At 65.0% G+C, this 12,886-nt stretch carries 8 protein-coding genes; 1 reads left to right on the top strand and 7 read right to left on the bottom strand.

All coding sequences use genetic code 11. The features are described 5' to 3' along the window. Nucleotides 1-14: 14 nt before the first annotated feature. From IP79_RS08380 to IP79_RS08370, 3 genes are all read right to left on the bottom strand, one after another. A complete protein-coding gene (locus tag IP79_RS08380) occupies nucleotides 15-1,355 on the bottom strand; it encodes a cytochrome P450 (protein ID WP_054118764.1) in 1,341 nt (446 codons plus the stop codon). A gap of 103 nt (nucleotides 1,356-1,458) precedes the next feature. Further along, nucleotides 1,459-2,721, bottom strand: coding sequence for an ABC transporter permease (locus IP79_RS08375; RefSeq protein WP_054118763.1), 1,263 nt, complete (start codon nucleotides 2,719-2,721; stop codon nucleotides 1,459-1,461). Continuing rightward, nucleotides 2,718-3,740 carry an ABC transporter ATP-binding protein gene (locus IP79_RS08370; protein WP_054118762.1) on the bottom strand — a complete coding sequence of 341 codons (1,023 nt, stop codon included), beginning with the start codon at nucleotides 3,738-3,740 and terminating at the stop codon, nucleotides 2,718-2,720. The genes IP79_RS08375 and IP79_RS08370 overlap by 4 nt, the downstream gene beginning before the upstream one ends. 46 nt (nucleotides 3,741-3,786) lie before the next feature. Here IP79_RS08370 and queG point away from each other — a divergent pair, with 46 nt between their 5' ends. Continuing rightward, on the top strand, nucleotides 3,787-4,848 hold the full coding sequence (gene queG / locus IP79_RS08365) for a tRNA epoxyqueuosine(34) reductase QueG (RefSeq protein WP_054118761.1): 1,062 nt from the start codon (nucleotides 3,787-3,789) through the stop codon (nucleotides 4,846-4,848). On the opposite strand, the gene IP79_RS08360 is transcribed toward queG, so the two are convergent. The 4 genes from IP79_RS08360 to IP79_RS08345 all read right to left on the bottom strand — a co-directional run bounded on the left by IP79_RS08360 (nucleotide 4,832) and on the right by IP79_RS08345 (nucleotide 12,880). Then, nucleotides 4,832-6,079 (bottom strand): NAD(P)/FAD-dependent oxidoreductase, encoded by a 1,248-nt coding sequence (locus IP79_RS08360; RefSeq protein ID WP_054118760.1) that lies wholly within the window; start codon nucleotides 6,077-6,079, stop codon nucleotides 4,832-4,834. The two genes, queG and IP79_RS08360, sit on opposite strands and share 17 nt — an antisense overlap. Nucleotides 6,080-6,185: 106 nt before the next feature. Continuing rightward, on the bottom strand, nucleotides 6,186-10,892 hold the full coding sequence (locus IP79_RS08355) for an NAD-glutamate dehydrogenase (protein WP_054119022.1): 4,707 nt from the start codon (nucleotides 10,890-10,892) through the stop codon (nucleotides 6,186-6,188). Nucleotides 10,893-11,021: 129 nt separating this feature from the next. Next, a complete protein-coding gene (locus IP79_RS08350) occupies nucleotides 11,022-12,017 on the bottom strand; it encodes an LLM class flavin-dependent oxidoreductase (protein WP_054118759.1) in 996 nt (331 codons plus the stop codon). Then, nucleotides 12,017-12,880 (bottom strand): tetratricopeptide repeat protein, encoded by an 864-nt coding sequence (locus tag IP79_RS08345; protein ID WP_233994134.1) that lies wholly within the window; start codon nucleotides 12,878-12,880, stop codon nucleotides 12,017-12,019. Before IP79_RS08345 ends, IP79_RS08350 begins: the two co-directional genes overlap by 1 nt. Nucleotides 12,881-12,886 lie beyond the last annotated feature (6 nt).

The following is a 12,886-nucleotide window of genomic DNA, read 5'->3' as shown; positions in this document are numbered from 1 at the left end:
CTGCGCCCCGCCGATCAGAACTCGGTGATTTCGACTTCGAGCTTGCGGAAGCCGTGGACGAAGTTAGCGCGCACCCGCTCCACATCACCGGCCACATGCACCCGCATCCGGCGCTTGTGCATTTCTTCCAGCAGCACCTTCAGCTGCAATTCCGCCAGCCGCGCCCCGACACAGCGGTGAATGCCGTAACCGAAGGCCAGATGCCGCCGCGCATTATCACGGGTGATGTCGAGCTTGTCCGGGTTTTCGAACACACCTTCATCGCGGTTGGCGCTGATATACCACAGCACCACCTTGTCGCCCGCTTTGATGGTCTGGCCGAAGACTTCGGTATCTTCGGTGCAGGTGCGGCGCATATGGGCCAGCGGCACCTGCATGCGCAGGATTTCCTGCACCGCGTTGGGGATCAGATCGGGGTTTTCCTCGTAGAGCTTGCGCTGGTCGGGGAACTTGTCGAGCGCGTGGATGATGCCGCTCATGGTGTTGCGGGTGGTGTCATTGCCGCCCACAATCAGCAGCACCAGATTGCCCATGAATTCTTCGGGCCGCATCTGGTTCATCGCGGGCGAGTGCAGCATCATCGAGATGAGATCGCTGCCCGGTTCCTTGTCCATCGTGCGTTCGATCCACAGCGACTGGAAATAGGCCGCCATTTCCTTCAGGATTCCCCAGCGCGTTTCATCCAGCTCGCGCACGGTGGCCAGTTCGGTATCGCCCGCCCAATCCGACCAGAAGGTCAGCAGGCGGCGGTCTTCCCAGGGGAAACCGAACAGGATCGCCAGCATCCCGGTGGTCAGTTCGATCGAGACGGTGTCGACCCAGTCGAACACTTCCCCGCGCGGCAGGCGATCCAGCACTTCGCCGGTGCGGGTGCGGATTTCGGCTTCCATGTCGGTGATCGCCGAAGGGGTGAATTTGGGCGCGACGGTGCGACGCTGGCCGGTGTGCTGCGGGCGATCCATCGCGATGAACATCGGCAGCTCACGCGTTTCGATGTTGGCTGCCGCAGCCTCTTCCTCGGACAGGCGGTTGAGAATGGTGATGCCGCCATGTTCCCAGCTTGAAGAGAAGGTTTCCGGCAGTGCCTCTATATGCTGGATCGCCTTGTGGCCGACCACCGCCCAGTAAGGGCCGAACGGGCTTTCGGGAATCCAGTGCAGCTGGCCCGCCTTGCGCATCTCGGCAAAGATCGGCTGCCAGCGGTCTTCGGAATAGATGTCCGAACGGCTGACGTCCCACGGATGGGGGTGGTTGGGGCGTTCTTCGGGATGGCTCTCGAAATGGGCTTTCAGGGCGTCATAGGATGTCGGTTCGCGGCGCACTTGCGGGCGTGCCGGGGCGGCGATGGTGGCCATGTCTGTCTCCCGTCAGGCGGCCTTTGTTGCGGCCGCTTCTGTCCGAGTCGCAGTCTGCCCTAACTGACAGGCATGTCAATAGTGGGTTGCTATTCGGGACTGATCACGCGGCAAAACGAGGGCGCTTGCGCGATTTGTCGCGTCCGGCCCCGCCCGATTTCATCACCCGCTTGCGGAACAATAGCGAGCCGCCTTTGACCAGCAGGAACACCGCGATGACCTGCCACACCAGTGCCAGCGCATGGGTCCACAGCGTCTCCTCCATTGCCGCGCGCGCCAGCATCGCAAACGGCGATGACAGCGGGAACGCTATCGAAGACAGCTCCAGCGCGGTGCCGGTCTGGCCGATATTGGCCGCTGAAAGGAAGAACACCATCAATTGCAGCATGGTGACCGGCATCGACAAGGTCTGCACTTCGCGCACCGATGATGCCATCGCGCCGATCGTCAGGAACAGCGATCCCAGCAGCAGATAGGCCATGGTGAAATAGACAATCCCCAGCACCAGGAACATCGGCCAGCCGACAGCCGGGCCGGGCAGTTCGCGGAAATTGGTCTGGGTGACGGTGACGATGGCGTCTTCTGCAATCGCCCAGAAGCCCCAGCCAAGCGCGCCCCACACCGCGATGCCGACAAACGAAACGCCCAGCATCGCAAACAGCTTGCCCATGAACACCGCGTCCATCGGCAGGGCTGCGGCGAGGATTTCGATGATCTTGTTGCCTTTTTCCTCGGCCAGGTTGGATAGCACCATGCCGCCGAGCAGCATCGTCAGCAGGAACAATACCATCTGCGCGGCTTGGGCTGTGCGGATGCGGTTGGTGCGTTCGGATGCGGCGCTGGTGGTGACAACCTCGCTGGTCGCGCGCGGCAGCTGCGAAGGGGATGCCCCGGCAGCGGTGGCGGCGATCAGTTCGGCCGGGCCGGACCAGCGGCTGACCTGTCCCTGCGTGCCGATTACTTTCGGCGCGGCGAGCGTGCCGGTCACAATCGCAGCATAATTGCCGCGCCGCTGATCCAGAAAGGCGCGGGCATCGAAATTGCTGTCACCCGCGGCCTCTTTGACCTCGCGCAGTGCCGGCAGGAAACCACCCAGTTGCGGGCGCAGCACGTCGGCAGCAGCGATCATCGCCGCATTGTCCGAAGCGCTCATCGCGACACCGACCTCGACGCTGACCGCCTGATCGGAAACCGATTTGCCGATGCTCCCGGCCAGCCCGCCGACCAGCACGGGAAACAGCGGCCCCAACAGGAAGAACAGGAAAGCGCGGCTGAACAGGACCGCAACGAAGTCGCGGCGGGCGATCACCCACGAGGCCTGAAACAGGTTGAGGCGAGAACGGGTGGGGGTACCGGTTTGGCTCATGTGCGGCTTTCCCCGAGATTGGCTGTCGAATCGGCTTCGAGCTGGCGGGCAGCGGCCTCGCCCGCGATGGCAACAAAGGCATCGTGCAATCCTGCCCGTTCGATCGAGAGCGAGAGGATGCCCGCCTCGCCTTCGATCAATTGCCGCAGCAAGGGTTCGATGCCGCTTTCAGGCAGCGGGAACTGGAAGAAATCGCCGTCGCGGCGGGCATCGGCGGGCAGGGCGGAAAGCCACGCGCCTTCACGCGCCCGCGTCTCCAGCCGCACCTGCGCCGGAATCCGGTCACGCGCAGCCTCGACACTCCCCGCGTAAGGCACCTTGCCGCCAGCAATGATCGCCACGCCTTCGCACAGGCGTTCGGCATGGTGGATCACGTGGGTGGAGAAGATCACCGTTACGCCGTCATCGGCCAATGCGCGGATCATCACTTCCAGCTTGCCCTGATTGATCGCATCGAGGCCCGAAAACGGCTCGTCCAGCACCACCAGCCGGGGCTGGTGCACCAGCGTGCCGAGCAGCTGCACGGTCTGCGCCATGCCTTTGGATAGCTGCCTGATCTGGCGGTCGGCGGCATAGCCAAGCCCATGCCGTTCAAGCAGTTCGGCCCCGCGTTTGCGCCCTTCTTTCAGCGGCAGACCCCGCAGCGCGCCCATGAAGGCAATCGCCTCGACACATTTCATTGCCGGATACAGCCCGCGTTCTTCGGGCAGATAGCCGATCAGCCGGCCAATATCATGCGGGCGATCATGCCCGAGCACGCGGCGCACGCCTGCGTCCGGGTCAATGATGCCCAGCAGCATCCGCAGCGTCGTGGTCTTGCCAGCGCCATTAGGGCCGAGAATCCCGTAAATCGCGCCTTCGGGCACGGAAATATCCACCCCGTCCACAGCGCGGGTGCCATCAAAGCTTTTGACCAGCCCGCGTGCCTCGATCGCGAGTGGGCGGGCGTCGGCGGGAATGGCTGTGAAACCCGTCCCGTGATTGCCCGATGATGTGTGATCGCTTACCGCCATATCCATGCCTTACGCGGTTAGCGGGTTGGATTAAACGGGAGCATCTCCAAACATGGTTAAAGCGCCCGCAACCTCTGGCCTCGCCGCCCGCATTGCTGACGAAGCGGCGGCACTCGGCTTTGCGGCCTGCGGCTTTGCCAGCGCCGCAGAAGATCCGGTGCGGGCAGCACGGCTGGAACAATGGCTGGGCGAAGGGCATCACGGCAGCATGGAGTGGATGGCGGCGCGGGCAGAGCATCGCCGTTCGCCGCAAGGCCTGTGGCCCGAAGCGCGCAGCGTGATCGCGCTGGGTATGAGTTACGCCCCGGCACATGATCCGCTGGCGCTGGAAGGTTCGGATACCCACGCCCGCATCTCGGTTTACGCGCAGGGCAAGGATTACCACGATGTCGTCAAGAAACGTCTGAAAGCACTCGCCCGCTGGCTGGTGGCCGAAGCACCCGAAGCGCAGGTGAAAGTGTTTGTCGACACCGCCCCGGTGATGGAAAAACCGCTGGGCGAGGCCGCGGGGATCGGGTGGCAGGGCAAGCACACCAACATGGTCAGTGCTGTGCAAGGCAGCTGGCTGTTTCTGGGCGCAATCTACACCACGCTGGATCTCGCCCCGGCAGAGCCCCACCGCGACCAGTGCGGCAGCTGCCGTGCCTGCCTTGATGCCTGCCCCACCAATGCCTTCCCCGCGCCTTACCAGCTGGATGCGCGGCGCTGCATTTCCTATCTGACCATCGAACACAAAGGCCCGGTGGCAGAGGATTTGCGCGCCGGTTTGGGCAACCGCATCTATGGCTGCGATGATTGCCTTGCTGTGTGCCCGTGGAACAAGTTCGCATCCCAAGCGCAGACCATCCGCGAATTCCTGCCCCGCGCCGAACTGGTCGCGCCGCGATTGGGGGAGTTGCTGGCGCTGGATGATGCAGGCTTTCGCGCGCTGTTTTCCGGCTCGCCGATCAAGCGCATCGGACGCGACCGCTTCGTGCGTAATTGCCTGTATGCCGCCGGAAACAGCGGCAATCAGGCACTTGTTCCGCAGGTCGAAACGTTAATCGCTGATCCCGATCCGGTGGTGGCCGAAGCCGCGCAATGGGCACTGGTGCGGCTTACAGCAAATCCTTGAGCGGCACTTCAGGATCAGCCAGCACCGCCGGATCGATCCTGCCCACCTTGTTTTCAAGCAATTTCCGGCCCTGCACATAATCCTTCATCGTGCCGACGCAGTCGAAGGCGATGGGCTTGCCATCCTTCAGATATACCACCGTGAATTTGCGTGTTGCCGGATCGCCGCGCAGCACGGTCTCATCAAAGCCGAAGCTCAATCCCGCCGTTTGCAGTTTGAGATCATACTGGTTCGACCAGAACCACGGCAGCGCGTGATAGGGTTCCTTCTCGCCCATGATCGCCTTGGCCACCGTGTTCGCCATGTCATGCGCGTTCTGGACGGATTCCAGCCGGATCACGGCGCCATCGGCAAAGTCGTTGGCGTGGGCCGCGCAATCGCCGATGGCATAGACATCGTCCAGCGTGGTGCGGCAGCAGAAATCGACATCGACCCCGTTCGATCCGGCAGCGCCCGCCGCAATCAGCGGCGCAACCGCTGGCACCACCCCGATGCCGACGATAACCATGTCGCAAGGCACTTCCTCGCCATTGTCGAGCCGCACGCCGGTGACCCGGCCCATATCTTCGCCCAGCACGGCATGAACCCCGGTCTCCAACCGCACATCAACGCCTTGGCGGCGGTGTTCTTCGGCATAAAAGGTCGAAAGATCCTCCCCCGCCACCCGCGCCAGCAACCGCGGCAGCATTTCGACCAGCGTGACCTCGCAGCCCAGCTTGCGCAGCACCGCAGCGGCCTCAAGCCCGATATAGCCGCCACCGATCACCACGGCGCGTTTCGCCCCGCCCGCCAGCGCGGCCATCATCGCGTCGGCATCGCCCTTGTCGCGCACGTAGAACACGCCCGGCAACACCGCGCCCGGCACCGGAAGGCGGCGGGGATCGCCCCCACCCGACCAGATCAGCTTGCGATAGCTCACATGGCTGCCATCGCTCAGGGTCAATCGATGCGCTGCGGGATCAAGCCCCGTCACCGCCGCGCCGAGTCGCAGGCCGATATTCTTTTCCGCCCAGAACTTTTCGGGCCGGATCATGATCCTTTCAAACCCCTTGTCGCCTGCAAGGTATTCCTTGGACAGCGGCGGGCGTTCGTAAGGCGGCGCATTGTCGCGCCCGATCATCAAAATCGAATCCTCGTGACCGTGCTGGCGCAGCGCGATCGCCGCCTGCGCCCCGCCGTGGCCGGTGCCGACGATCACGACGTCGGCGTGGTCAGTGGTGGATGTTGTCATGGCTTTGCTATGCCCCTCCGGCGCTTTTCGGCCTTTGATGTGGCGCAAATCGCCGAAGGGTCAAGTTAGCGGTTTGGGTATCGGATCAACCGCCCCGCATTTCAGCTTAGCGTTCCAGCAGGTTGCGCGCCTGACTGGCGATCTGGGCGAGCATTGCTGCCCCGACCGGCGGGCGGGCCTGCGCACGGGCGATCATGGCGCGGAACTGCGCCACCGCCTGCCGGTTGCGCTCCGCCCATTCACCCACTGCGCCGGCGGGATCATCCTTGCCGCCCTTGCGCCGCATCAGCCGTCGCAGGAATTCGATCCGCATCTGCTGGAAATCGCGCGCAAGGCCCGACACCAGCAGGCGTTCCCACACATCCGAAGGCGACATGTGCGCGGCGATGCCCTGCGCCCAGTCCAGCCCCAGCCGGGTGCCGACATCGGTGAAGGCGTGGGTCAGCAGCTTGGCATCGATTCCGGTATCGAGCGCGGTCTGCGCCAGACCCACCGCGCCATCGAAATCGAACAGGTTGGCGACCTTTCCGGCCAGCGCTGCGGGCGCGCCGGTAGCGACAAAGCCCTGCTGCAATTCGGTTGACCGGGCACGCGGTTCGGCGGTCAGCAGCTCCTCGCGCGCGGCGGTCAGCACAGTGACGCTGCCTGCCAGCGCATCGATCATCGCGCCAGCGGCGATCTTGCCCGCTGCGGTGCGCAGCACATCGCTCATCAGGTTGCCGACCGCTGCTGCCAGCCGGTCAAACAGGGCAAGACGCGCAGCTTCCGGGATGGCGGCCTCGTCCAGCTCGCGCCACAGCGCTTCCAGCCCGAACAGGCGTTCAGCAACCACGAACGCGGCGGCGACTTCAGCCAGACCGACGCCCTCTTCCTCGGCCAGTTCGAACGGGTGGACCATGCCCATCCGGTTGACGATGCGGTTGGAAAGGCTGGTGGCGATCATCTCGCGCCGCAGCCGGTGGCCGCGAATTTCGGCGGCATAGGCCTTGCGCATCGCCGTGGGGAAGCGCGCGATCAGCAGCGGTTCCAGCATCGGATCATCGGGCAAGGCGCTGGCTTCAATGGCGTCCTGCAAGGCCAGCTTGGCTGAGGACAGCAGCACCGCCAGTTCAGGACGGGTCAGCCCCTGCCCATCGGCAGCGCGGCGCAGGAAGGTTTCGCCATCGGCCAGCCCTTCGGTGCGGCGGTCGAAATCGCTGACTTCCTCCAGCCGCTCGATCAGACGGACATAGGCCGAACTTGCGCCCGCACCGCCGCTTTCCGCGACCGACAGCGCCAGCGCCTGCAAGCGGTTGTCTTCGAGCACGATGGCGGCGACCTCGTCGGTCATCGCGGCTAGCAGCGTGTTGCGCTTTTTCTCGCTCAGCTTGCCCGATGCGGTGGCGGCGGCCAGCGCGATCTTGATATTGACCTCGTTATCCGAACAATCGACGCCCGCCGAATTGTCGATGAAGTCGGTATTGATGCGGCCTCCGGCAAGCGAGAACGCGATACGCCCGGCCTGCGTGGTGCCAAGGTTCGCGCCTTCGCCGATCACCCGCGCCTGCACCTCGTCAGCGTCGATCCGCAAGCCATCATTGGCCGGATCGCCGACCTGGATGTGGCTTTCATGCGGCGCCTTGATGTAGGTGCCGATCCCGCCGAACCACAGCAGGTCGACAGGAGCCCGCAAGATCGCGGAAATCAGCGCTTCGGGCTCGATCTCTTTTGCCTCTATACCCAACGCCTCGCGTGCCTGTTTGGACAGCTTGATCGACTTGGCCGAGCGCGGGAACACCCCGCCGCCCTTGGAAATCAGCTTCGCGTCATAATCCTCCCAGCTCGAACGCGGCAGGGCGAACATCCGGGCGCGTTCTTTCCAGCTTGTCAGCGGATCGGGCGCGGGGTCGATGAAGATATGGCGGTGATCGAAGGCGGCGACCAGTTTGAGCGCCTTGGACAACAGCATCCCGTTGCCGAACACATCGCCCGACATGTCGCCGCAGCCGGCCACCGTAACGGAATCCGACTGCACGTCGATGCCCATTTCGCGGAAGTGGCGCTGCACCGAAACCCACGCGCCGCGCGCGGTGATGCCCATGGCCTTGTGGTCGTATCCGTTCGAACCGCCGCTGGCGAAAGCATCATCCAGCCAGAAATCGCGGCCCTGGGCGATGCCGTTGGCAATGTCCGAGAAAGTCGCCGTGCCCTTGTCCGCCGCGACCACGAAATAGGGGTCTTCGCCGTCCAGCACCTGCACCGCATCGGGGTGCACTACCCGGCCTTCAACGATGTTATCGGTGACTGACAACAGCGTGCGGATAAAGATTTCATACGAGGCCCGCCCCTCGGCCGCCCAGCCTTCACGGTCGATCGCGGGCGAGGGCAGCTGCTTGGGATAGAACCCGCCCTTCGCGCCGGTCGGCACGATCACCGCGTTCTTGACCCGCTGCGCCTTCATCAGGCCGAGCACTTCGGTGCGGAAATCGTCGCGCCGGTCAGACCAGCGCAGGCCCCCGCGTGCCACCGCGCCAGACCGCAGGTGGATGCCTTCGACGCGGCGCGAATAAACGAAGATCTCGCGCCACGGCAGCGGCTTGGGCAGGCCGGGCACCAATGAAGAATCGATCTTGAACGCCAGTGCTTCGGCAGCGGCGGGCGCAAAGGCGTTGGTGCGCAGCACCGCATCGATCACCGCACGGTAAAGCCGCAGCAACCGATCGTCATTGATCGCGGTGACTTTTGCCAGACCGCGGGTGAAAGCGGCCTGCGCGGCGGCAATCGCCTCGTCGCGTTCGCCGCTGAAGGCCGGATCATGGCGGGCAGCGAACAGCGCCACCATGGCGCGGGTCACATGCGGCGCGGCGACCAGCGCATCGACCACGGTATAGATCGTATAACTCACCCCGGTCTGGCGCAGATAGCGATAGATCGCGCGCATCCAGTTCGCCTCACGCGGGGCCAGGCCGGTGGCGGCGGTCAGGCGGTTGAACGAATCGTCCTCTGCCGCCGCGTTCAGCACATCGGCCAGCGCGGCTTCGATCAGCGCGGCGCGTTCCAGCAGCGCGCCCGCGTCCAGCCCGGCGGGTACCGTAAGCAGGAAATCGTGGATCGATCCGAGTTCGGGATCGGTCAGGAATGTCGGGATTTCCGCCGCAACCCGGAAGCCGAAATTCTCCAGCGCAGGCACCGCGTCCGACAGCGCCAGCTTGCCCTGAAGGATATAGACCTTCAGCCGCAGCGTATCGGCCCCGTCGCTCGCCATGCGGTACAGCCGCACACCCCGATCATGACGCATTTCCCCGTCGCCCAGCGCCAAGGCACGCAGGCGGGCAATGTCGCGCGCGGCTTCTTCAGGGCCATAGGAAAGGCGGTATCCGGTCGGGAAGGCCGGGGCGTATCGCGTCGCCAGCGCGGCGGCGCGGCCTTCGTCGCCGTCAGCGGCGAGATGCGTGGAAACCGCTTCGTTCCAGCCGCGCAACAGATCAACCAGTTGCGCTTCGATCGCGGTATCGTCGGACAATTCATCGCAGCCGCGCACGTCGATCAGGAAGCGCAGCAGCGCCAGCGTGCTGCTTTCGACCTCGAGGCTCCAGTCGAGCAGCGCCGCGCCCGGCGTGCCGAGCAGCATCGCTTGAATCTGCAGGCGCACATCGGTGGAAAGCTGATCGCGCGGCAACCACACGAAAGCAAAGGCATGGCGTTCCAGCGTCGATCGCACCATCACCATCCGCGGGCGGGGCCGGTCGATCAGCGCCATCTTGGCAGTGACCAGATCGCCCACCTTTTCAGGATCGAACGCGGTCAGCAGGTCATTGGGTAGCGAGGTGAAGGCGTGCACCAGCGCCTTGCCATTATGCCCTGCCGGATCGAAACCGAGCTGTTCGGTCAGCCCGCTCAGCGTTGCGCGCAGCACGGGCACTTCTTGCGGGCGCGAGGCGAGCGCGGCGCTCGTCCACAATCCGGCATGGATCGACAGTGCGGCAATCTTGCCCGCATCGCGCACCGGCACGATGAACAGATCGAGCGGGCTGACGCGGTGCACCCTGGACTGGGTGTTCGATTTGATTGCCAGCAAGGCGCGCGGGGTGCCGGCGGCATCGTTGCGATCGAACCAGTCGAAAGCGCGTTCCAGCGACACTTCGGCCAGCAATTCGCGGGACGATGAAGTGCATATGCCGAGCACGTCGGTGGTGGTCCCGTCGCGGTGGCGGGTAAGGTGGCCCAGCTGCGTCAACATCCCGCCGCCCAGCCAGCCGAGCAGCGCGCCCGCTTCGGCATCGACCGGATCGGCCATTGCGCGGTCTGCCGCCATGGCCGCCTGCATCTTCGGCCAGTCATTGACCGCCGCGTGGACATCGCCAAGCGTCGCTTCGAGCGCTTCAAGCAGCTCGCGCCGCTGGCGGGCATCGATGCGCGGGGTTTCGATATAGATCAGCGATTCGCGCCGTCCGGCTGCACCCTCGCCATGCTTGGCGAGCGCGGTGATCGCACCGCGCGCATCGCGCTCTACTGCAATCACCGGATGCAGCAGCCGGTCGATCCCGACACCCTGCATCGCGATCGTCGCCGCGACCGAATCGACCAGAAACGGCATGTCTTCGTTGATGATGGCAATCCGCAGGTGCCGCCGCCCGTCGCTGGCGGATTCGATCTGCACCAGCGCCTGCCCCGGCGCGCGCGGCTGTGCAGAGGCGAGCAGAAAGGCAGCAGCCTCGTCAAGCGCGGCCTTTTCCGCCGGCGCATCACCGGGCAGCTGGGACGCTTCGAGATGAAGGCGAAGAGCTTTGATCAGAGCGTTCGGTGACGCTCCTGCGGCAGACTTTGACCCCATAAACGGCTCCTGCGCATCCTGCATTACCGGCATCACGTCACTGTAATTATATTGTGCCGGATTGTTGTAATCGTGTTTGAGGCGATACGCCCTTACCCCTATCCCGCGCAAGCGTGATGATTGCGGAGATTACGCCGCCGGCACGGTTTGGCAGGCGTCCAGCGTAAACTCGAGGCTGCGAATGCGGGCATCGGCGTCATAAGTCGCCCCGCACAGCAGGATTTCATCCGCCCCGGTGCGCGCCGCGAAAGCGGTGATCGCTTCGCGTACCTGTGCCGGCGTGCCCACGGCCGCCGCCTGCCCGATATGGGCGAGCATCGCCTGCGCGGAGGCGGGCAGGGTGCCGGTGTAATCCGCAATGGGCGGTGGCAGCTTGCCGGGACTGCCGCTGCGCAGCCTCACGAAGCTTTGCTGCTGGCTCGACGCGAGGAGGCGCGCTTGCGGTTCGGTTTCTGCGGCGAAGACGTTCATCGCGACCATCACGTGCGGCTTGTCCAGGGCTTCCGAGGGCTGGAAATCGCGCCGGTAAACAGCCAGCGCAGCATCAAGATGATCGGGCGCGAAATGCGCGGCGAAGGCATAGGGCAGGCCGAGCTTGGCGGCGAGGCTCGCGCCGAACAGGCTCGACCCCAGCATCCACAGCTCCACCTGCGCGCCCAGCCCCGGCGTGGCGGCAATCGGCAGATCGAGGTCGCCGGTCAGCAATGCGCGCAGTTCGACCACGTCCTGCGGGAAATATTCGGCGGCCTGATGCAGGTTCTTGCGCAAGGCGCGCTGCAATTCCGGCCCGGCGCCGGGTGCACGGCCCAGCCCCAGATCGATCCGTCCCGGAAACAGCGCGTCCAATGTGCCGAACTGTTCGGCAATCTGGAACGGGGTGTGATTGGGCAGCATGATCCCGCCCGATCCGATCCTGATGCGGCTGGTCGCGTTGCCGATATGCGCGAGTACGACCGAAGTCGCCCCGCCCGCAATCCCGTCCATCGCGTGATGTTCGGCCACCCAGAACCTGTCACACCCCAAAGCTTCGGCAGCGCGGGCAAGGTCGGTTGCGGCGGCGAAAGCCTCGGTCAAGGTGCCGCCTTCGCGCACCGGCACCAGATCGAGCACGGAAAAACGGGTCATCACTGCGGCTCCTCGGTCTGCGCTGCGGGCACAGTGTCCCCTGCATCGCCCAGTTGCGCAAGATAGCCCTTGGCGGTGGCGGCAGCAGGGCTTTCCGGCGCCAGATCGATCACCGATTGCCAGCTTGCCCGCGCCGCATCATCGCGGCCCGACAGCACGGCGATCACGCCTGCCTCCAGCCCGATTTCGGGATTGCCCGAAGCCAGCGCCGCCGCCTTTTCTATCGCGCTCTGCGCCTCTGCCAGCCGTTCGAGCCGCCGCAGCAGCGTGGCTTTCAGTAGCCAGCCTTCGCTGCGTTCAGGCGCCAGCGTGGTCGCCCGGTCAAGCGCGGCGAGCGCATAGTCAGCGCGCCCCAGCGTTACCAGCGCGCGTGCGCGGTCGGTCGCGGCAATCGCTTCGAGCGGCGCGGAAGCCGCGGCGCGGGCATCGGCCTGCGCCTGTGTCAGCAAATCGAGCGCGCCTGACGCATCGCCGCTGGCCAGCGCGGCATTGCCCGCCAGTGCGGCAAAGCGGGCGCGGGTACGGTCCTCATCAGCGGGCGTTTCGTCGCGGGCAGCGATGAAGGCGGCGCGGGCATCATCCCACAGGCCAAGCTCGCTCGCTGCGGTGCCGAGACAGTGATTGGCAAGCACGCGGTCAGTCCCGCTGGTCTCGCTGCGGCGGATCTGCGCCATGGCATGGGCACGCGCCGGGTCTTCTTCCAGCTGGCCGAAACAGCTTTCCAGCCAGGCGCTGGTGGCATCGCTTTCGCTTTGCACCCCGTCAGGCCGTGGCGGACGATCGCGCACCAGATCATCCCCCGCCATCCCCCCGGCCAGCGGATTGGGGCCCACCTGAAGCAGCAGCGCAAGGATGATCGACAAAAGCGT

The organism is Porphyrobacter sp. AAP60 (assembly GCF_001296025.1).
GTDB lineage: Bacteria > Pseudomonadota > Alphaproteobacteria > Sphingomonadales > Sphingomonadaceae > Erythrobacter.
Note: the sequence above shows the minus strand (reverse complement) of the source record. Positions and strands in the feature narration are given on the sequence as shown.